Annotated in this window: 26 protein-coding genes; 14 read left to right on the forward strand and 12 right to left on the reverse strand. The window is 62.0% G+C overall.

The window, feature by feature from the left end; translation table 11 throughout:
• Positions 1 to 52: 52 nt before the first annotated feature.
• Genes zapE through AC1DD5_RS03290 form a run of 4 tightly spaced genes read right to left on the reverse strand, consistent with a single transcriptional unit; the run spans position 53 to position 3,167 of the window.
• The gene (zapE, locus tag AC1DD5_RS03275; protein ID WP_477520604.1) at positions 53 to 1,222 is read right to left on the reverse strand and encodes a cell division protein ZapE; all 1,170 of its coding nucleotides are present in this window, start codon (positions 1,220 to 1,222) and stop codon (positions 53 to 55) included.
• Positions 1,219 to 2,214, reverse strand: a complete 996-nt coding sequence (gene corA / locus AC1DD5_RS03280) for a magnesium/cobalt transporter CorA (RefSeq protein ID WP_442018795.1) — start codon at positions 2,212 to 2,214, stop codon at positions 1,219 to 1,221. Before corA ends, zapE begins: the two co-directional genes overlap by 4 nt.
• A gap of 9 nt (positions 2,215 to 2,223) precedes the next feature.
• The gene (locus AC1DD5_RS03285; protein WP_431115863.1) at positions 2,224 to 2,649 is read right to left on the reverse strand and encodes a DUF1761 domain-containing protein; all 426 of its coding nucleotides are present in this window, start codon (positions 2,647 to 2,649) and stop codon (positions 2,224 to 2,226) included.
• Positions 2,650 to 2,696: 47 nt separating this feature from the next.
• Positions 2,697 to 3,167 (reverse strand): Lrp/AsnC family transcriptional regulator, encoded by a 471-nt coding sequence (locus AC1DD5_RS03290; protein ID WP_396133431.1) that lies wholly within the window; start codon positions 3,165 to 3,167, stop codon positions 2,697 to 2,699.
• Positions 3,168 to 3,353: 186 nt separating this feature from the next.
• Between AC1DD5_RS03290 and AC1DD5_RS03295 the strand changes: the two genes are divergently transcribed.
• Entirely contained in the window at positions 3,354 to 4,589 is a 1,236-nt protein-coding gene (locus AC1DD5_RS03295) for an MFS transporter (protein WP_442018796.1), read from the forward strand.
• 6 nt (positions 4,590 to 4,595) lie between these two features.
• Here AC1DD5_RS03295 and AC1DD5_RS03300 read toward each other — a convergent pair whose 3' ends face one another.
• The 3 genes from AC1DD5_RS03300 to AC1DD5_RS03310 form a co-directional block, all read right to left on the reverse strand.
• Positions 4,596 to 5,102: an Lrp/AsnC family transcriptional regulator gene (locus AC1DD5_RS03300; protein ID WP_442018797.1), complete on the reverse strand. Its 507-nt coding sequence runs from the start codon at positions 5,100 to 5,102 to the stop codon at positions 4,596 to 4,598.
• A gap of 114 nt (positions 5,103 to 5,216) precedes the next feature.
• Complete coding sequence (locus AC1DD5_RS03305) at positions 5,217 to 5,879, reverse strand: TMEM175 family protein (RefSeq protein WP_442018798.1); 663 nt, start codon at positions 5,877 to 5,879, stop codon at positions 5,217 to 5,219.
• Positions 5,876 to 7,138, reverse strand: coding sequence for an MFS transporter (locus AC1DD5_RS03310; protein WP_477520605.1), 1,263 nt, complete (start codon positions 7,136 to 7,138; stop codon positions 5,876 to 5,878). The genes AC1DD5_RS03305 and AC1DD5_RS03310 overlap by 4 nt, the downstream gene beginning before the upstream one ends.
• A gap of 108 nt (positions 7,139 to 7,246) precedes the next feature.
• Between AC1DD5_RS03310 and AC1DD5_RS03315 the strand changes: the two genes are divergently transcribed.
• Entirely contained in the window at positions 7,247 to 8,221 is a 975-nt protein-coding gene (locus tag AC1DD5_RS03315) for a LysR family transcriptional regulator (RefSeq protein ID WP_442018827.1), read from the forward strand.
• Here AC1DD5_RS03315 and AC1DD5_RS03320 read toward each other — a convergent pair.
• The gene (locus AC1DD5_RS03320; RefSeq protein ID WP_477520606.1) at positions 8,196 to 9,224 is read right to left on the reverse strand and encodes a nitronate monooxygenase; all 1,029 of its coding nucleotides are present in this window, start codon (positions 9,222 to 9,224) and stop codon (positions 8,196 to 8,198) included. The two genes, AC1DD5_RS03315 and AC1DD5_RS03320, sit on opposite strands and share 26 nt — an antisense overlap.
• A gap of 40 nt (positions 9,225 to 9,264) precedes the next feature.
• Here AC1DD5_RS03320 and AC1DD5_RS03325 point away from each other — a divergent pair, with 40 nt between their 5' ends.
• Positions 9,265 to 10,200 carry an N-acetylglucosamine kinase gene (locus AC1DD5_RS03325; RefSeq protein ID WP_477520607.1) on the forward strand — a complete coding sequence of 312 codons (936 nt, stop codon included), beginning with the start codon at positions 9,265 to 9,267 and terminating at the stop codon, positions 10,198 to 10,200.
• A 32-nt stretch (positions 10,201 to 10,232) separates the two neighbouring features.
• On the opposite strand, the gene AC1DD5_RS03330 is transcribed toward AC1DD5_RS03325, so the two are convergent.
• Complete coding sequence (locus AC1DD5_RS03330) at positions 10,233 to 11,255, reverse strand: pirin family protein (protein WP_477520608.1); 1,023 nt, start codon at positions 11,253 to 11,255, stop codon at positions 10,233 to 10,235.
• 50 nt (positions 11,256 to 11,305) lie between these two features.
• On the opposite strand from AC1DD5_RS03330, the gene AC1DD5_RS03335 reads away from it, so the two are divergent.
• From AC1DD5_RS03335 to AC1DD5_RS03375, 9 genes are all read left to right on the forward strand, one after another.
• Entirely contained in the window at positions 11,306 to 13,123 is a 1,818-nt protein-coding gene (locus tag AC1DD5_RS03335; protein WP_477520609.1) for a glycoside hydrolase family 35 protein, read from the forward strand.
• Positions 13,124 to 13,151: 28 nt separating this feature from the next.
• Complete coding sequence (locus AC1DD5_RS03340; protein WP_477520610.1) at positions 13,152 to 13,604, forward strand: NUDIX hydrolase; 453 nt, start codon at positions 13,152 to 13,154, stop codon at positions 13,602 to 13,604.
• A gap of 222 nt (positions 13,605 to 13,826) precedes the next feature.
• A complete protein-coding gene (rsgA, locus tag AC1DD5_RS03345) occupies positions 13,827 to 15,014 on the forward strand; it encodes a ribosome small subunit-dependent GTPase A (RefSeq protein ID WP_477520611.1) in 1,188 nt (395 codons plus the stop codon).
• A 97-nt stretch (positions 15,015 to 15,111) separates the two neighbouring features.
• Complete coding sequence (locus AC1DD5_RS03350; protein ID WP_442003972.1) at positions 15,112 to 16,206, forward strand: ABC transporter ATP-binding protein; 1,095 nt, start codon at positions 15,112 to 15,114, stop codon at positions 16,204 to 16,206.
• The gene (locus AC1DD5_RS03355) at positions 16,206 to 16,949 is read left to right on the forward strand and encodes an ABC transporter permease (RefSeq protein WP_477520612.1); all 744 of its coding nucleotides are present in this window, start codon (positions 16,206 to 16,208) and stop codon (positions 16,947 to 16,949) included. Before AC1DD5_RS03350 ends, AC1DD5_RS03355 begins: the two co-directional genes overlap by 1 nt.
• A complete protein-coding gene (locus AC1DD5_RS03360; protein WP_477520613.1) occupies positions 16,946 to 17,692 on the forward strand; it encodes an ABC transporter permease in 747 nt (248 codons plus the stop codon). Before AC1DD5_RS03355 ends, AC1DD5_RS03360 begins: the two co-directional genes overlap by 4 nt.
• A complete protein-coding gene (locus tag AC1DD5_RS03365; RefSeq protein ID WP_442018808.1) occupies positions 17,689 to 18,648 on the forward strand; it encodes an ABC transporter substrate-binding protein in 960 nt (319 codons plus the stop codon). The genes AC1DD5_RS03360 and AC1DD5_RS03365 overlap by 4 nt, the downstream gene beginning before the upstream one ends.
• Before the next feature lie 120 nt (positions 18,649 to 18,768).
• Positions 18,769 to 19,989: a pyridoxal phosphate-dependent aminotransferase gene (locus AC1DD5_RS03370; protein WP_442003669.1), complete on the forward strand. Its 1,221-nt coding sequence runs from the start codon at positions 18,769 to 18,771 to the stop codon at positions 19,987 to 19,989.
• A gap of 52 nt (positions 19,990 to 20,041) precedes the next feature.
• Positions 20,042 to 20,896: a polyphosphate kinase 2 family protein gene (locus AC1DD5_RS03375; protein WP_477520614.1), complete on the forward strand. Its 855-nt coding sequence runs from the start codon at positions 20,042 to 20,044 to the stop codon at positions 20,894 to 20,896.
• Positions 20,897 to 21,000: 104 nt separating this feature from the next.
• Here the strand turns inward: AC1DD5_RS03375 and AC1DD5_RS03380 are convergent, their stop codons facing one another.
• Together AC1DD5_RS03380 and xseA are read right to left on the reverse strand one after the other, a co-directional pair.
• Positions 21,001 to 21,258, reverse strand: coding sequence for an exodeoxyribonuclease VII small subunit (locus tag AC1DD5_RS03380; RefSeq protein ID WP_477520615.1), 258 nt, complete (start codon positions 21,256 to 21,258; stop codon positions 21,001 to 21,003).
• A 69-nt stretch (positions 21,259 to 21,327) separates the two neighbouring features.
• The gene (gene xseA, locus AC1DD5_RS03385) at positions 21,328 to 22,605 is read right to left on the reverse strand and encodes an exodeoxyribonuclease VII large subunit (protein WP_477520616.1); all 1,278 of its coding nucleotides are present in this window, start codon (positions 22,603 to 22,605) and stop codon (positions 21,328 to 21,330) included.
• Between the two features lie 188 nt (positions 22,606 to 22,793).
• Between xseA and AC1DD5_RS03390 the strand changes: the two genes are divergently transcribed.
• Both AC1DD5_RS03390 and AC1DD5_RS03395 read left to right on the forward strand, forming a co-directional pair.
• Positions 22,794 to 23,666 carry a hypothetical protein gene (locus AC1DD5_RS03390; protein WP_477520617.1) on the forward strand — a complete coding sequence of 291 codons (873 nt, stop codon included), beginning with the start codon at positions 22,794 to 22,796 and terminating at the stop codon, positions 23,664 to 23,666.
• Positions 23,667 to 23,675: 9 nt separating this feature from the next.
• Positions 23,676 to 24,761 carry a 4-hydroxy-3-methylbut-2-enyl diphosphate reductase gene (locus AC1DD5_RS03395; RefSeq protein ID WP_442018813.1) on the forward strand — a complete coding sequence of 362 codons (1,086 nt, stop codon included), beginning with the start codon at positions 23,676 to 23,678 and terminating at the stop codon, positions 24,759 to 24,761.
• 79 nt (positions 24,762 to 24,840) lie between these two features.
• Here AC1DD5_RS03395 and AC1DD5_RS03400 read toward each other — a convergent pair whose 3' ends face one another.
• Positions 24,841 to 26,088: a DNA recombination protein RmuC gene (locus AC1DD5_RS03400; RefSeq protein WP_477520618.1), complete on the reverse strand. Its 1,248-nt coding sequence runs from the start codon at positions 26,086 to 26,088 to the stop codon at positions 24,841 to 24,843.
• Between the last annotated feature and the right edge of the window lie 51 nt (positions 26,089 to 26,139).

Consider the following 26,139-nt stretch of genomic DNA (forward strand, 5'->3'; position numbering starts at 1 on the left):
TCCCGAGGTCGAAATTCCCAGGCCGAAAACAGGTCCCGAGGCCCCCCGAAACTCAGCTTCCGGCGGCCTCTTCGATTGTCAGGGCATCGTCGTGATCGGACCTGCCCAACAGGGACAGGCGGCTGGCAATGCGGGCCAGATCCACGGGCAGGACGCTCCCGGAGGGCTCCGCGTCCCAGTCCAGGGGTCTCGTGCCGATCAGGAACAAGGTGATGTCCTGATCGTGAAGCACGTCCACGGCATTGCTGAACCGCTGCCATGCGGGCGCGGAAGCAGGGTCGCCCACGGCAGGGGAGGGAACGTCGTCGATGACCCAGGTCTTGAAACTGTGCGCCAAGGCCAGGAAGTCCGCGGTGGAGGTCAGCCCTGCGCACAATTCCGGAAACCCCACCCAGAGCAGCTCCGGGTCTGCGTTCTTGACCACGATCGGTTGCGTTGTTGGGGTCAGCACACGGCTTTGGGACGCGGATGGACGGAAGAGCCCCAACCGTCCCAGTTGTTTGGGCGTGCCCGGCGTGATGATCCGACCAGAGCTGAAGGCCTTGGGCGCGTCGCCGGGTTCTGTACCTGCTGCAGGAAACCGCCGGAAATCGGCGGGGCCGTTGATCTCCACAATCTCCATCATCTCTTTGATGGCTTCGATGGTGGGCACAAAATGGTCGTGCCACAGGGGATTAGGCAGCAAGTCGTCCGGGGCGTAGTTGGATGTGACCACCAAGGGAATCCGGCGCTGTGCCGCGGTTCGCAGTAGTCGCGCGATTAACATTCCATCCCCAACGTCATGGACATGGAATTCATCAAAGAACAGGACATCGATGTCCGCCAGGAGCACATCCACTGAGTGCTGTATGGCTGTTCCATCCGCGGAAACGGGACGGTGCGTTCCGCCGTGGAGCTTACGGAAGAAATCGTGAAAGTGGACGCGACGTTTCCGGGCCCGGAGCCTGTCATGGAAACTGTCCATGAGCCACGTTTTGCCGCGACCCACAGGTCCGTGAAGATAGATGCTTCGCGGCGTCCTCTGCTGTAGCGTACGACGACGGCCCGTTACCGCTGCACCGAAGGCTGCCAACCGCTGCGCTGCTTCATGCTGGCTGGACTCAAGCTGGAAACCTGACCGTCCGGCGTCGTGCGAGATGCCCTCCAAGAGCGCCAGGACGGTTTCCCCGTTGCCTTGCCCTCGTTGGGTACGGTTTCCTGGTTGCGGGAATAGCGGCGTCACAGCCAGCCTTTCCGCTTGAAAATGAGATACATGAGCAGTGCTGCTCCGACCATGAGCCCGATGGCCATTGGATAGCCGAAGTCCCAGTGCAGCTCCGGCATGTGGTCAAAGTTCATGCCATAAACGCCCGCCACGAACGAGGGAGCGAACAGAATGGCAGCCCACGAGGAAATCTTCTTGACCTGCTCGTTCTGCGCAGCGCTCGCCTCGTTCTGGCGGTTGGCTGTCAGGGTGCCGTCAAGGGTCAGGGCGTTCTGCAGGAGATCCCTGAAGGAGTTCACCCTGGAGATAACGCGCTGGACGTGGTCCTCTACGTCGCGGAGGGAGCGCTGGAGTTCGATGTCCACGCCGTACTTTTCGAAGCCCTTCTCCAGCAGGACCATGATGTCCGGAAGAGGCTGGATGGCCCGCTGGAATTGAATGACTTCACGGGCAAGTTCATAGATCCGTCGAGAAACCGCGGTGTCGCCGCTGAAGAGCTGGTCCTCAATTTCGTCGATGTCGTTCTCAAGTCCGGCCACCACAGGCGCGTAATCGTCCACCACCTGGTCCAGGAGGGCATACAGCACCGCTTCGGGTCCATGCCGCAAAAGGTCTGGGCGCTGCTCCAAACGGTGCCGGACGCGAGCGACTCCGCCGGTCTCGGCATGGCGGATGGTCACCACGAAATTGGGACCAGTGAAGATGTGCAGCTCGCCAAACTCCACCGTCTCCGAAGCATCCAGATAGCGGGCGGGCCGCAGGACCGTGAAGAGGTTGTTGTCGTAACGCTCCAGCTTTGGCCGCTGGTGCGCTGAAACAGCGTCCTCCACAGCGAGTTCGTGAAGGCCGAATTCGTGGGCGACGGCGGCCATCTCGTCCCGGGTGGGCCTGTATAGCCCGATCCACGCCATGCCACCTTGCTCCGAGAGAGTCTCGAAAGTCTGCTCAAGGTTACGTGGGGTGGCTGTGCGTACGCCCTCTACATAGACGGCGTTATCAATGATGGTCACGAGTGAACGCTACTGCATGGCACCGATGATGGCGCCGGCAATGGTCATGGCGAGGATGTCGTGCCCCGCATCAATAACGGTCACCTCAGAGGGACGCCCCGCGAAACCATTGTGGATGACATGTCCTCCGGCACGGAACACCAAAGCCAGGATCAAGGCGAAGAGTCCGCCGGCAAGGAAAGTGTTGAGCTCCAGGGCACTGATCAGGATGGCCAGCAGAATGCTGGTGAGCGCCGCGGCAAGCATCATGGGAATCCAGATGCCCGCGCCACCATCGATGTTCTTAAGGTCCTCTTCGGTTTTGCCGATCGCTTGCATCCACCGGCGCCCCAGGACGGCTGGCATGTACCAAACGAACCCGATCACCATGCTTGAAATGAAAGCCAGGAGGACAGCGAGCCAGTTGATCTGCAATATGTGTGAGAGCCAATCCATGGTCAAAAGCCTAATCGGGTGAGACGCCTGGAACCGCGTTCAAACGCTCATGCTGACCGCGTGTTGGTGGAACCGGCCAGCCTTTCCATCAAAGGCTCCGTGCGGTAGGGGATATGCGTGTGTAGGGCCAGGACAGTTTCTGTTCGGATGACGCCTTTGGTACGAAGGACGGATCTCAGCGCAGATTGCAGGTTGTGCGTGTCCGTGGCCACCACGCGGCACCACAGATCTCCGCGGCCTGAGATTTCGTGGACTTCCAGCACCTGTGGAATCAGCCGCAAGGCGCCGATGACGCCGTCGAGTTCGCGGTGCGTTACTTCAATGGTGATGAAAGCGACGACGTCGTACCCCACCTTTTCAAGGTCCACTTCGCGGCCTGCTGCCTGAAGGACCCCGGACCGGAGCAGCCGTTTAAGGCGGCTCTGCGCGGTATTGCGGGCAATGCCGAGGGAATCGCTGAGCTCGGCGATCTGGATGCGGGGGTCCTTGATGAGTTCCAGCAGGATCTTCAAGTCCATGGGGTCCAAGGTATTCAAATGGTCACTCCGGCTTACTTTGACGACACTACTTTGAGTATTGTGCTCAATTTTCCCACGTTCCTGCTGCGTTGAGCGCAGTACTGCGGCAATCTGTTGCTACCGAAACCTGGCTGTGCCCTCCATCCCACAAGGAACCCCGCGCAGCCCCGAATCAAAGGCACGGAAATGACTGTCTTGAGCGAACTCCGCATGCGTCCGGCCAAAGCCGGCGTCTGGAGTTGGGATGCCACCACCACTGCAAGGCTGGTCCTGGCCGGCATAGTGATGTTCACGCTGCTTGTGGGCGCAAACCTTGCCACACCTCTCTATCCTTTGCTGCAGGCCAGCCTGGGTATGTCCTCCTTGGACGTCACGATGGCCTTTGCCAGCTACGTGCTGGCGCTTGTTGTGGCTCTCATCGTGGCGGGGCACTGGTCCGATCACATTGGCAGGCGGGCGGCACTGGTGCTTGCCGTCGTCATGGGTTTGGTGGGCGGCATCATCTTCGCGAATGCGGACAGTCTTGGCATGTTGTCCCTCGGCAGGGCCTTCCAAGGCGTGGCAGTAGGGCTGGCTACTGGGGCCAGTTCCGCAGCCCTGCGTGAACTGTTGCCCCAGCGGCCTGACTGGGCTTCGCGCTTCACGTTGCTCTCCTCGGCTGGTGGCGTGGCTGCCGGACCCGCCATCGGTGGTCTCCTGTCGCTGCTTCCGGACCCTACGCGGACGCCCTATTACATCCATTCCGGGGTGCTGCTTGCCACGCTTATTCCACTGTGGCTACTCAAGGCAAGGCCCGCGATTGCGCCCGCTGCAGGAAAGCCGGCGTTCAAGGTTCTCGCTCCACGAAAACCCGCCATTTCCAGTCACGCCCGCAGTGCCTTTTGGATGGCATCGGCAGTGGGCTTCCTGAGCTTCGCAGTCTTTGGGTTCTGCCTGTCGCTGGCTCCCGGATATTTCGCAACGGTGGTGCATGCTGATTCCAGACCCCTTATCGGGCTGCTGGCTGGGGTGACCTTGGGTGCTTCGGCGCTCAGCCAGCTGGTAGGAGTACGCGGACGCTACCTGGTCCCCGTTGCCCTGGCGGTGTTGGGCATCTCGATAGTCCTGGTGGGAGCTGCCGCAGCTTGGTCAAGTCCGTTGTTGCTGGTTGCAGCCAGCGCCACTGCGGGTGCAGGGCAGGGCATCGCCTTCCGTCAGGTGTTCAACGACGTTGCCGGGAAGGTCGAGGCAGCCCGGCATGCGCAGGTCATCAGCACGGTATACGTCATCACCTATTTGGGGAGCGCAGTTCCGGTGATTGGTTTGGGAATGGCGGTCTCGGTATTTGGCTTGCAGACCGCCGTCGTTGGTTTTACCGTGCTGTGTGGGGTTGCAGCGCTGGCACTTGCCGCGGCGTCACTCCGGGGTGCCAGGCGCGCCTGAGAGTCGCTACTCGGGGAGCGGACCGCGATTGCCGGGGATGTGCTGGAAGACCATTGTGGTCTCCGTGTGGCCAACCACCGGATCAGTCGCGAGGTTATCCAGCAGCCAGTTGCGGAGGTCGTCGGTGTTGGCGACTGCAATATGCAGAAGATAGTCCACGGAACCTGTGGTGTGGAACGTGGAGATCACTGCGGGCAGCTTAGGGACGCGTGCAGTGAAGCGATCGATCTGGTCCCGATCGTGGGCGCGGAGACGGACAGCAATGAGCGCCTGCACCGAGCGGCCAATTGCCGGCAGGCTGAGGACAGCCTCAAAGCCTTCGATGATCCCGCGTTCGGACAGGGCCCTTGTGCGCATCAGCGCAGTGGAGGGAGCGATTCCCACGAGTTCTGCCAACTGTTTGTTGGAGATGCGGGCGTCCTCCACCAGGGCGGCAAGGATCCGTTCATCTATGGCGTCCAGCGGCTCGGCGCTGCCTGACGTTGGCCGAACATTCTTCGCGGGGTTGCTCACGGATCCTCCTGAAATTGCCTTTCATTCATCATAATCACTGAAATCCTGACTAACCATTCGTTCCAGATGGTACTTCCCGAATATTTGTCCGTGATGGCGCGGGTACTACGTGGATTATTTTGGGGTTGGGTCCAAGGGCTGTCGCTCGCTGTTCTTGAGGCTCCGACGCCGGGCGAGCCGTTGGAGTGGCTCACTGAGCACCATGAGGAGCAATGGCAGGTTTCCCAAGTCTGGAACTATGAGAGCAAGGATCAGCGCGGCGAGAAAGAGCGCCGCCACGATGGTCCCGGCCTGGATCCCGGACCTCGTGGCCGCCTCGTCCAGGTCATGCAAGTGCGGGTGCGAGCGAAGATAGACGCGGGCCAGCAGCAGCAGGAAACTCGTAGCGAAAAGCGTGCCTATGTAGACAAGCGGCTGCGCCCAATCTGCATGCATTTGCGTTGACAGTGCAGTTGCCACCGGCATCCACACGATGGTGAACATCCAGGCGATAGTCAGCCACAAGAGTACTGAGTCCACAAGACGGACGTTGCGGAAGAGCCGGTGATGGTGAACCCAAAAAACAGAGATGAGGACGAAGCTCAGGACGAATCCCAGGAGGGGATATCGCTCCTCGGCGAACCACTGGGCTGTGGTGCCGTGATGATCAGCCAGTTCACCAACGCTCTCCATGAGGGGGAGGATCAGCAGCGTCAAAGCGATCGCCACCACGGCGTCGGTAAATGCCTGCAGCCGCTCCGGCGAGGACAGCTCCCGGGAACTTGTGACCTCTGTCATGCCTCCGATTGTAGGGGTTCCGGTGTCGAAACCGCCCTGGTTTGCGCCTGTGGTGAGCGATGTACGACGGCGGTGACTACCGCCGTCGTGACGGCAAGGGCCATGACGCTCCACGCCAAAGCCGGCCACCCGAACGCCTGGAAAGCCAGGCCTCCCGCCCAGCCGATGACACTGGACCCCAGATAGTAGGAGAGGTTATAGAGTGATGCCGCTTGGGCGCGGCCTGTTGTGGCGATGGCGCCGGTCCAACCGGAACCCACGCTGTGGGCCGCGAAAAAGCCGCCAGTAAACACCACGAGGCCGATCAACGTTGCCACGAGGTTCTCTGCCAACGTGAGGGCGAGTCCGGCAATCATCATGAGACTCCCAAAGAGCAGGACATTGCGCCGCCCAAAGCGCGTCGTGAGTCCGGCCGCCCACCGGGAGCTCACGGTACCTGACAGATAGGCCAGGAAAATGAGGCTCACCAGCGTGGTGGGAAGTCCGAATGGTTCATCGTGGAGCCGGAATCCGAGGTAGTTATAGACCGCGACAAATCCGCCCATGAGCAGGAATGCCTGAAGGTAAAGGGAGAACAGCTTGGGATTCGTGGAATGGCCTCGCAGTGTGCGCAAGGCTCCGCGGAATCCCTTCGGCGGTACGGGCATGAAGCGTCGCTGTTTGGGTACCAGCACCAGGAACAGGACCGCGGAGACGGTGGCCAGCAGGGACACTGCCAGCGCAGCTGTCCGCCACCCCCACAGTTCTCCCACTGGACCCGCGACCAAGCGTCCGGCAAGTCCGCCGAGCGTGGTTCCAGCAACGTAGCTTCCGGCCGCCAGTGCGGTGTGGATCTTGGTGACTTCTTCGTTGAGGTACGCGATGGCTATGGCTGGGATTCCGCCCAGGGCCATGCCTTCAAGAGCGCGCAGTCCGAGGACCAGTGGAACGGTCGGTGCCAGTGGAACAAGCAGCCCCAGCACTGTTGCTGCTCCGATGCCCATGGCCATTGAACGAACCCGGCCGATCCTGTCTGCCACAAATGACCACGGCAGGACGCTGACGGCAAGTCCCACGGTGGCCAGGGAGATACTCAGTGCGGCTTCTGCTGCCGAGATGCGGAGGTCGGCTGCCATGAGTGGCAGGACCGCCTGGGTTGAGTACAGCTGGGCGAACGTAGCCACGCCGGCCAAGGCCAATGCGGCAAGCACGCGTCGGTAGCCACGGGAACCCTTGGCATGCCCGTCCCATGGTGTAACGCTCACAGCTGTTTTAGTCACTGGCCCAGACTAGGCTTCCTGGACTGTGCGTTCCAATGCATGATTCGCTTATGATTCATGCAGGAATGCATGACTTTCGTACTGATGCTGGAGCGGAACGGCAGGCGCATGGAACCGGATCACCAACAGCTTGTGCAACTCCTGCCGCTCCTACCCGTCCTGGCAGAATTGGGCCGGACGGAGCATATGACGGAAACGGCTGAGCTCCTCGGCGTTCCCCAGTCCACGGTGAGCCGTGCAGTGACCAGGGCAAGCGCGATTGTGGGGATGGATCTTCTTGTTCGTGATGGGCGTGGCATCCGCCTGACTCCAGCGGCAAGAACATTGCTGCCCTATATCGAAGCGGCGCTGGAAGACTTCCAAGCCGGATTGGATAGGGTTCGCCACGAGTCGGACGTGGTCAGGGGACGGATCCGGGTCTCGTTCCAGCACACGTTTGGGGAAGCGACGCTGCCCCTGCTCATCAGCGCGTACCGCGGCCGCCATCCGCATACGGTCTTCGAGCTCCGGCAGGGTCCGCGTGACGACTGCCTGGACGAACTGGCCAGGGGCGATACAGATTTCGCGCTCACTGCACCGATCGCCCCGGACGGCAGGGGCATCCACTCCCTGCCTCTCTACAGGGAGCCGCTGCGCGTAGTGCTGCATTATCGGCACCCACTCGCGAGCCGCTCAAGCGTGCACCTCTCCGAGCTGCGCCACGAGCCCTATGTGACGCTGCCCGCCGGCGTCGGCCTCCGGGCTCTGGGTGAAGCGTTGTTGCGCGAAGCAGGTTTCCGTCCGCGGACCGCCTTTGAAGTCCAGGAATCCCACACTGTCCGTGGGCTGGTCGCGGCCGGACTTGGCTTCAGCATCCTGCCTCCCGCCGGGCCGGGCTCCGGAACTGGCCAATTCCTGCCGGGGGCCGAGTTGGGACTTGTTGAAGTTGCCATCGAATCCGAGCTTGCCTTCCGGCAGATCGGCATGGCTTGGCGGGAGCGCACCTTCGAACCCGACGCCGTCAGGCTCTTCCGTGAGCTGGTGGTCAGGGAGGGCGAAGCGTTGCTGGCCGAGCTTGTCAGAGCACGTTCAGGAAACTCCTGACGACATCCTCCGCAGATCCTTCCTTTGCGGATCGCCAACCGGTGCCCGCCCACAGATTGAGGCGCTCAGGATCACCCGCCGCCGATGCTGCTGCCCGGATCGGCGCCGTCAGATGATGGATTGCCGGATAGCCCTCCGGCGCATCCTCGTGATCACGGACGAACTCGTTGACCAGCGAGCGGGCGAAGCGCCCCGTAAAGGCCCGGGTCCTGGCTGTCTCCGAATAGCGCGGATCGCCGAGGGCATCTTTATGCGCTTGCCGGGCACCGCTTTCCTCCGTGCGTATCAGCGCCGTACCAACTTGCGCGGCTGCCGCACCAGCGGCGAGGACTTCGCGAAGCGCTGAACCGTCGCTGATCGCGCCGGCTGCAATCAAGGGAAGGTCGACGGCGGTACGCACCTGGGCGATGAGACCCGCCGTCGTGGTGTTTTCTCCTGGGCCGGCGGCGAGGAACGCCGCCGTGTGTGCTCCTGCGGAACTATGCTGCACCGCAAGGGCATCCGGGCCTTCCTCCGCGGCGGCAAGGGCCTCGGCAACACTCGTCACACTGGTGATGACAGCAGTTCCGGCCTTCTGCAGGGCCTTGACCACAGAGCGTCCCGGCAGCCCAAAGGCGAAGCTGACGAACTCCACAGGACCCGCGATCAACGCGTCGATTTTGTCCTGCCAGGCGTCGTCGTCATCAAATCGGAGGGCCGGGACTGCCACGCCGTAGCGGGCCGCCTCTGCTTCAAGTTCCGTCCGGTACGCCTCCATCCTCGCGCGAGCCGCCGGGGACGGGGAGAGTTGCGCCATATCCGGTACAAAAACGTTCATTCCGAACCGGATGCCCATTGCACGCGCAGTTGCGATCTCGGCCGTCATGGCCTCGGGGCTTTTATAGCCGGCGGCGAGAAAACCCAAACCGCCGCCGGCTTGAACTGCCTGCACCAGGGCGGCAGTGGACGTTCCACCAGCCATGGGCGCTGCAATGAAAGGCGTATCAAACAGGGAATGCGACATTGCGGTTTCTCCTCGGGGCGCTCCAAGTTAGTCTTTCACGGTGAACAATCTTGACTCTGCCATGCATTCCCACGCGTCCCCGGAGGCACTCACCGGTACCGTGATCGGGTTGGATATCGGCGGAACGAAAACGCGGGGTGTGAGGTTCGAAGACGGCGTTCCCGTCCTGGACGAAAGCGCCGGAAGCTCCAATGTGCAGAACGTAAGCCGCGAAGAGGCCATGGCAAATCTCGCTGAGCTTTTCGGAAAGATCGGCGGCGGTGACATTGACGAGGTTTACGCGGGTGCCGGAGGAATTGATACCGATGAGGACGCAAAAGCGCTCGCCGACCTCATTTCTCCGCATGTCCCCGGGGCACGCATCACGGTGGTTCACGATTCCCGGCTGCTCCTGGCCGCAGGGGGAGCAAGCACGGGCGTGGCCGTGATTGCCGGAACTGGTTCTGCCGCGTGGGGTAGGAACGCGGCCGGTGAGGAGGCCCGGGCCGGAGGCTGGGGTTATCTTCTGGGCGACGAGGGGAGCGGTTACTGGCTGGGCCGCGAAGCCGTGCGTCACAGCTTGCGGCGGATGAACCAGGGACTTGAGCCGGATACCCTGAGCCGTGCCTTGCTGAATTCCTGTGGAGTGGAAGAGCCGGGCAAACTGATCGCCTTGTTCCACTCCCCGGAAACGGGTCGCCGTTATTGGGCACAAAAAGCGCGGCTCGTCGTCGAAGCTTCGGACGCCGGTGATGAAACCAGTTCATGTCTGGTGGACCAAGCGGGCAGGGACTTGGCTGACTTGGCCGAACAGGCCGTTCGACAACTCGGCTTGGATGGTCCCGTAATTCTGGGCAGCGGACTGGGCATGAACGTCCGCCGCCTGCAGGAATCATTCAAGGCGCGCCTGGCCGAGCGGGGCATCGTCGACGTCCGGATTCTTCAGCAGGACCCAGTGTTCGGCGTCCCTATGCTTGTGGCCGAGCAGCGGGCATAGCGGTTTGAACATCAGCCCCGGGCCCGAGGACCTCAGCCTCGGGTACGGGGACGCAACTTAACGCCCGGAAGCGGCGGCGCAGGGATTCGTCCGGCTTCCGGCCCTGCGTCTGGACCATGGCCCTGGACCAACCCGAAGCGTGAAGTGGCGGCAGCGTCGTCGTCGAGCAGGCCTTCGGCTTCCCATTCCAAACGCGCTTTTTCCACTTCCTCATGGGTACGTCCCACGAAGTTCCACCACATCAAGAGGTCTTCCCCGAACGGTTCGCCGCCCAAAAGCATGAAACGGGTATCCGGTCGGGCCTCTACGATCAGGTTCTGCCTGCCGGCGCCGAGGTAGGCCAGGGGGCCTGGTTCGATGTCTTCGCCGTCGATGTTCAAGTGGCCGTCCAGCACCAACACGGCATGCTCAAACTCCGGAAGCAGCGGAAGCTGGAGTGTACCTGCGCCGGTGATGTCAGCGCCGACGATGGGGCTGAACATTGTGGCCGGGGAGCGTTGACCGGCAAATCCGCCCACCATCACGGTTGCTGTGTAGCCCTCGCCAACAGCCACTGGAAGCTCGGTGTGTTGCTCGAAGGAGGGTTCGCGGTGCCGGTGTTCGTCAGGGAGTGCAACCCACAACTGGAGTCCCCGCGACATGGGAATCTCGTCATCAGCCCCGGCCAGTGTAGCTGCAGGCAGGACCGAGAATTCGGAATGGGAGATTCCATGGCCGGCGGTCATGATGTTCAGTTCACCCGGTTTGACCACCACATCGCTTCCCACGCTGTCGCGGTGCCGCACGGCCCCTTCCAGCGGCCATGTCACGGTTTGGAGGCCGCTGTGAGGGTGGGGGAGAACGCTCATTGCCACACGGTCCGGACCAAAACTGTCCAGGAAGCACCAGGCGCCAACGGTGGGCAAGCCGCGCTGGGGCAACGTGCGGAACACGTTCATGGCCCGGACTCCGCCCAGGGGAACTTCACGCTCAGGCCATAACTGCACGCACGGGCCTTGTCCTTCAGGGGCAGCGGGGCAGACTTGCTCCGCCGGGGAAGTATCAAGATTGGTCATGTGTTCATCACCTGTGCATAAATGTTGGAAGTTGAGCTAATCTGTTCCGTGTGAACAACGCCGTTTTGAGCTACCACGACGCCGTCCTCTACCGTTCGGGTGAACCGTATCGCATCCTTGCCGGAGCCATCCACTACTTCCGCGTTCACCCTGATTTGTGGCAGGACCGGCTGGGTCGACTCAAGGCCATGGGCGCCAATACTGTGGACACCTACGTTGCCTGGAACTTCCACCAGCCTAAGCGCGAAGAGGCACCGGACTTTACAGGCTGGCGGGATATCGGCCGTTTCATCGACCTCGCCGCTGAGGAAGGTTTGGACGTGATTGTCCGGCCAGGCCCCTACATTTGCGCGGAATGGGACAACGGCGGCTTCCCGGCCTGGCTCACCGGAATCCCCGGCATTGGCCTGCGCTGCATGGATCCACAGTTTACGGCCGCGATCGAGGGGTGGTTCGATCACCTTCTCCCGCATATCGCATCCCGGCAGGCATCGGCGGATGGTCCCGTGGTCGCCGTTCAGATTGAGAACGAATATGGCAGCTACGGCGACGACCACGAGTACATCCGCTGGAACCGCCGTGAGTTGGAGGAGCGCGGGATCACTGAGCTGCTGTTCACAGCCGACGGCGGTACTGACTACTTCCTCGACGGCGGCTCCGTGGACGGAACCTGGGCGACAGCCACGTTGGGAAGCCGGGGTGATGAGGCCATCGCTATCTGGAAGCGGCGCCGACCGGACGAGCCCTTCTTCAATGTCGAATTCTGGGGTGGCTGGTTTGACCACTGGGGCGAACACCACCATCGCCGCGACGCCCATGACGCCGCTGCGGAAGCACGGAAGATGCTCGATGCTGGTGGATCGGTATGCGTCTACATGGCACATGGCGGCACCAACTTTGGCCTGGGTTCCGGCAGCAACCACGATGGCACCACGCTCCAGCCAACGGTCACCAGCTACGACTCCGATGCCCCCATTGCCGAGAACGGAGCCTTGACGGAGAAATTCCATGCCTTCCGCCAGGAGTTCTACCGCGCCCAGGGCATCGAGGACCTTCCTGAACTACCCCTCGAGTTGCTCGCGGACGCCCCTGTCCTTCCAGTGCAGTCCCTGGCCCTGACAGAAGGCCGGGACCTGTTGGAGCTCGTCCGCGATTCGGGCAAGCCAGTAACCAGCGTCAAACCGCTCACTTTTGAACAGCTGGGGCTCGACGCCGGCATGGTCCTCTACGCAGCCCAAGCCACCCTCCCGGGACTCCCCGGAGCTCCAGCCGAGAGCCGCCTCAAAATCACGGGGTTGAATGACCGCGCCTACATCTGGGTCGACGGACAGTATGCCGGCGTCCTTGACGATATCACCGCGGCCGAAGGGTTGGTTGTCACCGGAACCGGCGTCCCGGCCAAGGTGGAAATCCTGGTGGAGAACCTCGGCCGCATCAATTACGGGCCCCTGACCGGACATGGCAAAGGCATCCTTGGAGGCGTCCTGATCAACCAGCGCTACACCTTCCATTGGACACAGACGCCCGTGGCTTTGGCTGAATGGGCGGCCGAAGACCTTGAAGGACTGGCGGGAGCCGAGTTCGAGGTTGCGGAACCGGCGGATACGTATATTGCACTCCCTGATTCCGGAAAGGGCTTCGTCTGGCTCAATGGCTTCTTGTTGGGTCGCTACTGGGACAAAGGGCCGCAGGTCACCTTGTACGCCCCGGCACCTCTGGTGAAGATTGGCCGGAACAGCATCAAGGGTGTTGGAGCTCGCCAAGCCGGGGACCGTCGTCGAGCTCCGCGACGGGCCGGACCTTGGCCCGGAAGAGGCGGGGCCGATAGCGGCGGCCGAATTGCCGTAGCGCCTTTGCCGACCGACTGACAACGGAGCTGCCAACTAAGCTGGCACCATGACCCTGGAGTTCGACACCCGCCCTGCCGCCTACGCCGTCATCATTCAGGAGGACCGGATTCTTCTGGCCTACTGGAAGCAGGACGGCAAGGAAGGCTGGACGCTGCCGGGCGGGGGACTGGACCTTGCGGAGCATCCCGTGGACGGATGCCGCCGCGAGGTCTTTGAGGAAACCGGCTACGAGGCCCGCATTGATCGCATGCTGGGCATCGACGTCGGGCACTGGCCCGCGGAAGCCCTGGCGGACGGTACGCTGCGGGACTTCCAGGCACTCCGGTTGGTCTACGAAGCTACGATCGTCGGTGGCGAGTTGACGCACGAGGTGGACGGCAGCACCACCCATGCCGCGTGGATTCCCCTGGAGGACATCGGCAAACTCAACCGGGTGTCCCTGGTGGACGTGGCGTTGCGACTACACAATGAGCGGCCTGCTGACGGGAAGCTCAACTAGTCGCGACTTCAAAGACCTAGCCAAAGCCCACTGGCTTGGCTACGCTGTAGAACGTTGCCGGCCCACCAGCTGCCGGCCTGGATGCCGAGGAGGTGGAAATGATGATTGCCATAATCCTGCGCGCCCCGCACTCAAGCGCGGCGCACCATCATCACACCACCATTCCTGTCCCGGCATCAGCCTGCCAAAACTAGGCGGCCGGGCCTCAGCAGAGGTTCCAACGTGAAAACTTACGCTTCTTCAAGCGACCCAAAAATCAGTTTCAGCAGCGCCGGCGACGGCAACCACCTGAAAGGCCCAACAGACTACGGCTATACCGAAAGCACCGCTGAACTCTTCCGCACCAACCCGGCTACGGGCGGCGACACAAGCGACAACACTCCGGGACGGGTAGTTCGTCTCGATAGGAATCGGGTGCTCGTGGCGTCCAACAGCGGCCTGCTCCATCTGCCCTATCCAGGGCACGGCTTGGTTCCCGCCACCGGGGACTGGGTGTGGCTGGGGCACAACCGCGCAGGTGAGCCATCCGTCGTCGAGGTTCTTCCACGGCATTCGGCGCTGAGCCGCAAGCGCGCGTTCGAGGCATCCTCCGAAGAACAAATCCTGGGCAGCAACATCGACATCGTGGCGGTAGTAGTGCCCGTGGACCGGCCTCTTACCCATAACCGGTTGGAGCGGACACTCGTGGCCGCTTGGGATTCCGGGGCAACCCCGCTGGTCGTCATTACCAAAGCCGACCTCGCTGACCTGGCAGACGACGTCGTAGGCGAAGTCATTCTTCAAGCTGCCGGAGTAGAGGTGGTCACCACGTCCGCCGAGCAGGGCGATGGCCTCGAGGAGCTCAGGCAGCACATCCCGAAAGGGGCCACGCTGGTGCTGCTCGGTCCTTCGGGTGCCGGCAAATCAACGCTCATCAACGCCCTCGCCGGACGAGATCTCCAGGAAACGGGTGAGGTGCGCGCCGGTGACGGCAAGGGGCGGCACACCACCACGTCCCGGGAACTGGTGCCGCTGGGAGGCGGTGCCGTGCTCATGGACACTCCGGGTGTTCGCGGGTTTGGGCTGTTCGACGCCGAGGACGGAATGGAAGAGATGTTCGGCGACCTTGAGGGGTTGTTCGCCAGCTGCCGCTTCGCCGACTGCTCCCACCAAGCCGAGCCGGGGTGTGCCGTGCAGGAGGCGCTCGCCGACGAAAGCCTTGACGCGCGCCGGTGGGGAAGCTACCTCAAACTGCAACGCGAACTGGCGGCCCTGAACCGGAAACACGATGCCGCAGCCAGGCGTGCCTATCAGCGCGAATGGCATCAAAAGGTGATGTCCGCGGACAGGGGACAGCGCGCCGCAGAAAGACACCGGCACGATCAGGCCCAGGAACGCGCAGCAAAGGGCGGCAAACGACGCAAACGCTGAACATTGCCGATTCATTACGGAATACGTGGCGTCGCTGACATCGTCGGTGGTGCTGGCTACGCTGGGTGAAGATCGTCCGCCGAAGATAGGCCCGGGTATGGCTGAAGCCATGATTGAGTTCCAGAGCGTGACCAAGCAATACCAAGGCGGCCAGCCGGCCGTCGACAACCTGACCATGTCCATCGACAAGGGAGCCATTACCGTCCTCGTCGGTCCCTCGGGCTGTGGCAAGACGACTTCCCTGCGCATGATCAACCGCATGGTGGAGCCGAGCTCGGGCACCATCACGGTGGCAGGCAAGGATGTCTCCACAGTGCCGGCCGCGCAGCTTCGCCGCTCCATGGGCTATGTCATGCAGTCCTCCGGGCTCCTCCCGCACCGGTCCGTTCTGGATAACATTGCCACGGTTCCGCGGCTCAACGGCGTCTCCAAAGCGGATGCGCGCAAACGTGCTGCAGAACTTCTCGACGTCGTTGGGCTGGCATCGGTGCTCGGCAAGCGGTATCCCTCGCAACTGTCCGGCGGTCAACAGCAGCGCGTCGGAGTGGCACGCGCGCTCGCAGCCGATCCACCGGTGCTTCTGATGGATGAGCCCTTCAGTGCCGTGGACCCTGTGGTTCGGGATGAACTCCAACAGGAACTGCTGCGCCTGCAGCGCGAGTTGGCTAAGACCATCGTGTTTGTCACGCATGACATTGACGAGGCCACGGTGCTCGGCGACAAGGTGGCAGTCTTTGCCGTTGGCGGCAAGCTTGCCCAATATGCCGCCCCGGAAGAGATCCTCCGGGCACCGGCCAACGATTTCGTGGCCTCGTTCGTGGGCAGGGACCGTGGTTTCCGCCACCTGGCCTTCGACGTCGCAGACTCCGTGAAGCTCCACTCTGTAACCATGGTGGGACCAACCGAGGGTCAAAACGCCGGACGTCAGACGGGGGAGTGGGCGCTGGTGGTGGACGACGAATCACATCCCCTCGGATGGTCCTCACCCCGGGACGGTGCCGGACTGATCCCCGGTGGTTCGCTCTTCCATAAGGGAGACACCTTGCGCCGGGCACTGGATGCGGCGTTGTCTTCGCCGTCGGGATTGGGCGTTGCAGTGGACGACGACGGCAGGGTGGCCGGAGTCTTGAAGGCGCCGGAAGTCCTTGCCCTGATCGAGGAAGTGCGCCGCCACAGGGAGGACGCCACCTGATGGAGTGGTTCCTGGCGAACATTGGCATGGTGTTCGGCTTGGCCGGCCAGCACCTTGTGCTCGCACTCGTTCCGATGCTTCTTGGGCTGCTGATCTCAATTCCCTTGGCGCAGCTTGCCCGGCGCAACAGCACCTCGAGGTCTGTAGTGGCTACGGCTACGTCCCTGCTGTACACCATCCCGTCCCTGGCGCTCTTCATCATCCTGCCCACCGTCCTGGGCACACGCATCCTCGATCCTCTCAACGTCGTAGTCGCATTGACGATCTATGCGGTGGCCTTGCTGGTTCGTGCTGCCATGGATGCGTTTGACTCGGTTGACGACGATCTCCGAAATGCTGCCGTAGCCATGGGATTCAAGCCCTCGACCCGGTTCTTCCAGGTGGACCTCCCGCTGTCCCTCCCGGTTCTTTTTGCCGGGCTCCGCGTGGTCTCGGTCAGTAACATCTCGCTGGTCAGCGTTGCCGCCCTGCTGGGAGTTGGCAACCTTGGAATCCTGTTTACCGATGGTTTGCAGAGGACCTTCGTTACCGAAGTTGTGGTTGGCATCATCGCCATACTTGTCCTTGCCTTGATCATGGATGCAGTCCTGGTGGTGCTGGAGCGTCTGCTGACTCCGTGGACACGTGCGGCAGGTGGCGGACGCAGCGAACGTCAGCACGGCACGGCTTTGCTCACTGAGCCGAAGGCCGGACCGTCCTTGCCCCATGCCCCAGTGCGGCCGGACCCGGGTGCATCGGCATGAGCAACGTTTTTACGGACACCATCGGCTGGCTGACGAACCCCATTCACTGGACGGGGAGCGGCGGCATTCCCACCCGGCTGGCCGAGCACCTGCAGTACAGCGGGCTGGTGCTCCTCATTGCTGCGGCTATTGCAGTGCCCGTGGGACTCTACATTGGCCACACAGGACGAGGCAGGGTGATTGCGGTGGCCCTCGCCGGTGCCCTGCGGGCCCTGCCTACCCTGGGTCTATTGGTCCTCTTTGCCTTGTTGGCGGGCAGCGGTTTGATGCCGCCGGTGTGGGCGCTGGTCATCCTCACGGTTCCACCGTTGCTTGCCGGGACGTACGCGGGTATCTCCAGCGTGGATGCCGCAGTGGTGGACGGGGCCCGTGCCATGGGCATGACTGAGCTTCAGATCCTGTTCCGCGTTGAGCTGCCCAACGGCCTCCAAGTGATGTTCGGCGGCATTCGGACGGCTGTTCTGCAAGTGATTGCCACAGTTTCGGTAGTCGCCTACTTGCCGCTGGGTGGCCTGGGACGGTATTTATTCGATGGGCTTGTCCTGCAGGACTTTCCGCGGATGCTTGGTGGATCGCTCCTGATCGCTGCCCTTGCCATTGCGGTGGACCTCGTTCTGGCCGCCTTACAGAGGCTGGTTCTCTCGCCCGGCCTCACCCTCGACTCAAGCGGACGCCATACGGCGGCCGACGATCTCACAGCCACAGCTCCCGCCGCGGCTGCCGTTCAAGGAGGTACACCATGAAAAATCCCGTTCCCATGACCCTTACGCGCCGTGGACTCGGCGGCCTCGCGGCTGGCGTCGGTATGGCCCTCGCCTTGAGCGCGTGTGGCGGCAGCCCTTTGGCCACTCCATCCACTTCTGCTTCCGGCGGATCCAGCGGATCCAGCGGTCCGCTTGTTGTTGGATCGGCCGACTTTCCAGAGAGCCAAGTGATTGGCGAGATCTACGCGGGCGCGTTGAACGCGGCCGGCGTTACGGCCACTACCAAGCCGAACATCGGCTCGCGCGAGATCTACTTCAAGGCTGTCCAGGATGGGTCCGTGGACCTGGTCCCGGACTACTCCGGCAACCTGCTCTCCTTCGTGGATCCAGAGGCCACGGAGGTCTCGGCTGAGGACGTCTTCAAGGCGCTCCCTGGCAAGCTTCCGGACGGTTTGGCGGTACTGGACGCTTCCAAGGCAGAGGACAAGGACGCCATGGTGGTCACCAAGGCCACAGCCGAGAAGTATCAGTTGAAGTCCATCGAGGACCTGGCCAAGGTGTGCAAGGACTTCACCATGGCTGCCCCGGCCACGTTCGAGACCCGGTCGTACGGATTCCCGGGGTTGAAGAAGAATTACAACTGCGAGCTCAAGGGGCTGCAGCCATTCAGCGACGGCGGCGGTAACCTGACGCTCCAGGCGTTGTTGGAGGATAAGGTCCAGGTGGCTGACATCTACACCACCACACCCTCGATCGCCGACAACGACCTCGTGGTCCTGGAAGATCCCAAAAACAACTTCAAGGCCCAGCAAGTATTGCCGCTCTACAACAAGGCCAAAATGACGGACAAGGCCAAGGACGCACTCAACAACGTGTCCAAGATCCTGACCACCGATGATCTCGTGGACCTGAACCGCGCAGTCAGCGGCGACCAAAAGCAGAGCCCCAAGGATGCCGCAGCTGCGTGGCTGAAAGACAAGGGCATCGTCAAGTAGCCCTTGACGTAAACCGCGTACGACGGCGGTGACGGACCCGTGCGGGGCTGTCACCGCCGTCGTCGTATCTGTGAGTTAAGTCTCAACTGAAGTCCATCCCCGGTGTGGCATATTTGAGGAATGGCGAATTTCAAGCAGTCCACCAAGCTTCATAATGTCCTTTACGACATCCGTGGACCGATTCTTCAGGCCGCCCAGCAGATGGAGGCGGAGGGTCACCGGATCCTCAAACTGAACATCGGAAACCCGGCTCCCTTTGGCTTTGAAGCGCCCGACGCCATTTTGGTGGACATGATCCGCCACCTGCCCAATGCCCAGGGCTACAGCGATTCCCGCGGCATTTTCTCCGCCCGGACCGCTGTATCCCAGTATTACCAAACCCGCGGAATCCAGAACATCCACGTTGATGACATCTACCTCGGCAACGGGGTCAGCGAGCTCATCACCATGTCCCTCATGGCCCTCCTTGAAGATGGCGACGAGGTCCTGATTCCCACCCCGGACTACCCCCTGTGGACGGCCTCCGTTGCACTGGCTGGGGGTCGCCCCGTGCACTACCTCTGTGATGAGGAGTCGGGGTGGCAACCTGATCTCGAGGACCTCGAATCCAAGATCACGCCGCGAACCAAGGGCATCGTGGTCATCAATCCGAACAACCCCACGGGCGCCGTCTACCCCGAGGACACGCTCAAACAGATCGTTGCTTTGGCCGAAAAGCACGGCCTGGTCCTCTTTGCGGATGAAATCTACGAGAAAATCCTTTACGAAGACGCTGTCCACGTAAACCTTGCCGGACTGACTGGGGACGACGTCCTGTGCCTGACGTTCAGTGGACTGTCCAAGGCCTACCGTGTTTGCGGCTACCGCGCTGGCTGGATGGCCATTTCCGGTCCGAAGAAGGACGCTGCCGATTACCTTGAAGGCATCAACCTGCTGGCCAATATGCGCTTATGCGCCAACGTCCCGGCACAGCACGCTATACAAACAGCGCTTGGCGGCTACCAGAGCATCAACGATCTCATCCTGCCCGGTGGCAGGCTCCTGGAGCAGCGCAACAAAGCGTACGATCTCCTGAACGCGATCCCCGGTGTCAGCACGCAGCAAGCCAGGGGCGCCCTCTACCTTTTCCCCAAACTGGATCCAGAGGTTTACCACATCCGGGATGATGAGAAATTCGTCCTGGACCTGCTGAAGGAACAGAAGATCCTGGTCTCCCACGGGCGTGCCTTCAACTGGGTGCGGCCGGACCACTTCCGGATGGTGACGCTGCCCAACGTCAAGGATATTGAAGAGGCAATTGGCCGCATGGCGGACTTCCTGTCGAGGTACCCGGGGAACTAGCCTGAGGTCCATGGCCGCGTCATGCGGTCGCGTCCATGCAGAAAGGCAAGCCATGTCTGTCGCAGTTGAGTTCGCCAAGAGTCCAGCCGATGAACTGAGGGTTGGGCCCGGTTTTTCCTTGGCCAGCGTGGATCCCAAGGCCACGCCGGGCTTTGTCGGCGCAAAGGCCGACGGCAAGTCCTTGCTGGCTGCTCAGGACGCCAGGCTCGCTGAACTGCAGGAGAAGCTTTTCGCGGAGGGTAAGTTCGGCAGCAATAAGCGGCTGCTGCTGATTCTTCAGGCCATGGACACGGCCGGCAAGGGCGGGATCGTCAGCCACGTCGTGGGCGCCATGGATCCACAGGGCGTGCAGTTGACGGCATTCAAAGCACCCACTGACGAGGAAAAGTCGCACGATTTTCTATGGCGCATCGAGAAAGAGGCGCCAGCCGCTGGAATGGTGGGAGTCTTCGACCGCTCCCACTACGAGGACGTCCTGATCCACCGAGTCCATGCATGGGCGGACGCCAGGGAATTGGAACGGCGCTATGCCGCTATCAATGATTTCGAATCCAGGCTGGTCCAGCAGGGAACCACCATCGTCAAGGTCATGCTCAACATCAGCCAGGATGAGCAAAAGAAGCGTCTTCTCGCGCGGCTTGATGATCCCAGCAAGCACTGGAAGTACAACCGGGGTGATCTCGCGGAGCGGGCGTTCTGGGATGACTACATGGATGCTTACAACACGGCCTTTGAGAAGACGTCCACGGACATCGCACCCTGGCACGTTGTTCCGGCAAACAAGAAGTGGTACGCGCGGATCGCAGTCCAGCAACTGCTTTTGGACGCTTTGGAGGGCTTGTCCCTGGAGTGGCCGAAGGCGGATTTCGACGTCGCTACTGAACGTGCGCTTGTGGAGGAATCCTGAACGGCGGAGCTGTCGTTTTCGTCGGGTGAGCTGGTCGCCCGGAGCGGCTGGTCTGTGCCGGTTCGTCCCGGGGCGGCTTGTCTGTGTCGTCTAGTCTGGGCCGTCTAGTCTGTGCTGGCGGCAGCTCCGCCGTCGTTGGTTGCGTCCCTCGCTGTTGCCAGTCGTTTACGGGCGCCCTCAAGCCAGTCCTCGCAACGTTTTGCCAACGCCTCGCCCCGCTCCCACAGCGCCAGCGATTCCTCAAGGCTGGCTCCGCCTGCTTCCAACCGGCTGACCACCGCCACAAGTTGTTCGCGGGCTTCCTCGTAACTGAGGGAATCCAAGGAATCCGGTGAAGGTGCTGCGGGATTGTTCTCTGTCATGGTGGTCCTTCGCGTTCGATGGTGAGTGTTTGTGCCGTGCAGTGTTAATGCCGTGCAGCTGCCGTGAAATCAGCGCTCGACGAGTTGTGCTTGTCCGGTGGACACAGCCCTGAAGCGGCCTTCGGCGACACGGATGGCTAGCGGCGTGCCGTCCGGAGTCTGCGCCGGGCTACTGACCACTGTGTGTCCAGCTTGGTCTTCACCCACGATCTGGACAACGGCGTAGCCCCGGTCCAAGGTCTTTTGTGGAGACAACGCGCGCACTTGGGCACGCAGGTGATGGACCTGGTCAAGCGCGCGGACCACGGCTGTATTGACGGCAGCATGCGACCTCCGCTGAAGACGGGTGATGTCCTCCGATCTGGCTGCAACGATGGTGTCCGGCGTTGCCAGGACCGGCCGCGACCTTAAGGCGTGGAGCCTGTCCGCCTCCCTGTCCACCATCCTGCCAATGCTCCGGCGAAGATGGTCCCGGGCCTGACGGACCATGGCGAGCTCCTCAGTGACATCAGGAACGATGCGTTTGGCGGCGTCGGTGGGTGTGGAAGCCCTCAGGTCAGCTACGTCGTCCAGGATGGGACGGTCAGCTTCGTGGCCAATCGCGCTGACCACCGGCGTTGTTGCCGCGGCCACAGCCCTGATCAAGTCTTCATTGCTGAAGGGCAGAAGATCTTCCAAAGCGCCGCCACCCCTGGCCAGGACAATGACGTCCACGTGTGGATCGGCATCCAATGAACGGAGCGCGGCAATGATCTGTGCAACGGCCGTATTGCCCTGGACAGCTACCTCGCGAACGTCGAACTCAACGGCTGGCCAGCGCAGTGCCGCATTGCGGAGGACGTCCTTTTTGGCATCCGAATCCCGCCCTGTGATGAGCCCAATCCGGTGGGGGAGCAAGGGCAACTTCCGTTTGCGGGAGTCGGCGAACAGGCCTTCCGCGGCAAGAGCCTGACGCAGCCGCTCGATCCTGGCCAGGAGATCACCCAGGCCCACGGGCCGGATGTCTTTGACGGACATATTCAGGCGTCCGGTCTTGACCCAGAAGTCGGCCTTGACCAGGGCGACCACCCGGGAACCACGTTCAAGGGGTATCTTCTGGCGATCGAGGACCGTGGACCACACGGATGCCGGCAGGGAAATCTCAGCATCGACGTCCCGGAGTGTCAGGAAGGCGTTCCCGCCACGGCGGTTGAGTTCGATGACCTGACCTTCGATCCACGCTGCGGGAGCGCGCTCGATGTGGGCCTTTAGCTTCCTGGACAGCAACTGCAGGGGCCAGGGGTTATCCGGGCTGGTCTCCGCAGCGGTACCTGGCAGTGTCGATTCCGGGGTCGCGTCAGCTGCCATGGGTTATCCGTGCGTTTACCTGCATGTGTATATATCCTCGCTAGCTGTGCGGCCGTGGTCCCGGCCAATCGGTCCCTGGGCCGGCCTTCCAACTCTATCCATAGCTTTAGCACTGGAGCCCGACATTTTTTCTATCCTGTGGACAGACCTAGGATGGTGGCACTGGCCCCTTACCCCGAGGATGACTTTTGCGCAGTTTCATTTCCGCGGTGGCAGTGGTCCTCGCCTTGATGCTCACGGCCGTCGCAGTTCCGGCCGCTTGGGCGGACGTCAACGTGGTCAAGGAGGACGGCTTCGTCCACCTGGCCGGCGCGCTGGGCAAGGATCCCGAGTTCCAGAGCCGACTTGCTACAGCCGCAGTGGGGAACTTCGAGTCCTCCGTAAATCTTCCGGAACCACTCAAATCAGTGGCGGCGGATGCCCTCAAGGAAGCCGCTTCCGGAATGCAGTCATGGCCTGAATATCCCAAAGCATGGGAAGAAACGGCCAGGAACAGTCATCGGTTGAACTTCGAAGGCGGGAAGCAGGCGGAGGAGACGGTATCCCATACAGCCCTGCTCCTGGACATTGGCCCACTCATCAGGCTTATCCGCGACCGTTTGTCCTCCGCCAGCGGACTACAGATCGAGGTCCCGGCGGAAAGTTTGGTGACCATGGGCGAACCATCGCAGAAGCAACTCGTTGAGCGCGTGGCCGCCTTCGCACCGCTCTGGTGGCTCGCAGCGCTGGGTGCCGTCGTGTCGGTCCTGTTGGCCCTCGCTGCAGCGCGTCGCCGCTCCGTCGTGATGGTCGCCCTCGGACTCGGCGGCTTGGTGCTTGTGGCGATGTGGTCCGCGATGGTGGATCTGGCGGGCGGACTCATGGGAAGCCTCTCCAGTGGCAACGGTGTTGCAGAACTGTTCAAGCAGGAGTTCTTTTCGGCGGTCCGGACAGGCTTCGGTGAGTGGATCGTCATCGCTGCTGTGGTGTCCGGTGCAGTCTTGGCATTGGGTGTCATCGGCTGGATCCTGTCCGCGAGACGGCCGTCACCTTCTGCCAGCGGGCCGGGGCCGGGCCGGTAGCATGGAGGGATGACCAGCACAGCAGTTTCCATTCCGATGCCCACGGTGCCCCGCAGACGGCGATCACCGGAAGAGGTTCAGGCGGCGGCGCCGGTTACTGGACCCAAGAAGGTTCTGCTGGCAGCTCCCCGGGGCTATTGTGCCGGCGTGGACAGGGCTGTCATTGCTGTTGAGAAAGCCCTGGAACACTATGGACCTCCCGTTTATGTCCGCAAGCAGATCGTCCACAACGTGCACGTCGTCAGCTCCCTCGAAGAGCAAGGCGCCATTTTCGTCGAAGAAACGGATGAGGTTCCTGAAGGCGCCTTGGTGATCTTCTCGGCGCATGGCGTGTCTCCTGCTGTGGTCCAGTCGGCAGAAGACCGCGGTCTTCGCACGATTGACGCCACCTGCCCCCTTGTCACCAAGGTCCACCGTGAAGCGGTGCGCTTCGCCAAGGAGGACTACGACATCCTGCTCATCGGCCACGAGGGCCACGAGGAAGTCGAAGGAACGGCCGGCGAGGCCCCGGAGCACATCCAGATCATCAACGGCCCTCACGAGGTAGACAAAGTCACCGTGCGGAATCCCGAGAAGACCATCTGGCTCTCGCAGACCACCCTGAGCGTGGACGAGACCATGGAGACCGTGCGCCTGCTTAAGGACCGGTTCCCCACGTTGCAGGACCCGCCCAGCGATGATATCTGCTATGCCACCACCAACCGCCAAGTGGCCATCAAGAAGATCGCTCCCCAGGCTGACCTGGTCATTGTGGTGGGTTCGGCCAACTCGTCCAACTCGGTGCGCCTCGTTGAAGTGGCACTTGAGTACGGCGCACGGTCCTCATACCGCGTGGATTTCGCGAACGAGGTGGATGAAAGCTGGTTCGAGGGCGTAGCCACGGTGGGCGTGACCTCCGGAGCTTCCGTCCCGGAAGTGCTCGTGCAGGACGTCCTCCGGCTTTTGGCGGACTACGGCTATGGCGAAGTCCAGGAAGTAGTCACGGCCGAGGAAGACCTTCTCTTCTCTTTGCCGAAGGAGCTTCGGGCCACGCTGAAGGAGGCTGGCGACGTGAGTCGGGCCCTTGGTGGCCGCGGGAACCGTCCCACCTCCTAGACGTATTTATCCTCGATGGATTTAGCAGGTCCGCTGTCGCAGCCTCCCCTTGGGAAGCTGCTACAGCGGGCCTTTCCTTTTAAGCCGCAGACTCCTCTTGGGCTGCTGAATCCTGGGAGTCCATGGCGAGCAACTCGGGGGCAGCCAAGGCCCGGGGGACTGCTTCCACGGACATGGGTGCGGCGAGTCCGGCGTCGTCCATGGTGTTGAGTTTTCGCGCCGTGGGGAGTACGCGTGCTTCCAGTGTGCCGACCATCGCGTTATAGCGATCCACAGATGTCTTCAGTGAACTTCCGAGCTTCCCGACGTTCTCTCCCAGCGTGCCCATGCGTTCGTAGAGCTGCTTGGCCAGTTCGAAGAGTTCGTGGGCGCTGTCCGTCAAGACATCCTGGCGCCATGTGAAGGCCACCGACTTGAGGACCGCCAGCAGCGTTCCCGGCGATGCCAGGACGACGTTCCGGGAAAGGGCATGCTCCAACAACGCGGGATCAGCTTCAAGTGCTGAAGCCAAAATCGACTCCGCGGGGAGGAAGCAGACGACGAGCTCCGGGGAATTGCCCGGAATGTCCCAGTACTTCTTGGCTGCGAGGGCATCGATGTGGGCTTTGAGTGCCTTGGCGTGCTGTGCCAGGAGCGTCTTGGAATCCTGGTTGGCCGTTGGCCCAACCGATTCACCCATTGAGCCTTCACCGTGTACCTGTTCCTGCGCCGCCAGATAGGACGCCAACGGGACCTTGGCATCCACCACAAGTTGCTTGCCGCCCGGCAATTGCACCACAAGGTCCGGACGCAGGGTGTTCTCGCTCCGGCCGGAGTGCACTTGCTCGTGGAAGTCCACGTGGCGGAGCATCCCGGAGGCTTCGACAACCCTGCGTAACTGAACCTCGCCCCACTGACCGCGGGCACTATTGGATCGGAGTGCAGAAGCGAGCGCATGTGTGGAGCGTAGAAGCTGTTCGTCGGAGAGCCTGGCGTCCTGAAGTTGCTGTGCCAGCTGACCATATTGCTCCACCCGGTCGCGTTCCAGGAGCGAGACCTGCTGCTGTACCGCCGTGAGCTTCTCGGCCACGGGTCCCAAGGCCCGCAGCACGCTGCCGTCTGAGGTCCTTGATTCACTCAGCTCCCGGTTCTGTACGAACAGAAGCCGGCGTTCGGCGTCGGCTGCTGCGAGCTGGGCAGTTACCTCCGAAAGGCGCGACGAAACGGCGTCGAAGTCCTCCTCCAAGCTGGCCGTCCGGCGTCGAAAGACCACATATGCACTGCTGAGTCCCACCGCCGCTCCGATCAGCAGCATGAGCAATGCCAAAACAAATCCAAATCCATCCATGTGGCAACCCTGTCACAGGGGTCCGACAGTTTTAGCGCAGGGCAGTCGACG

It is taken from the genome of Paenarthrobacter sp. 10L420, from assembly GCF_056395385.1.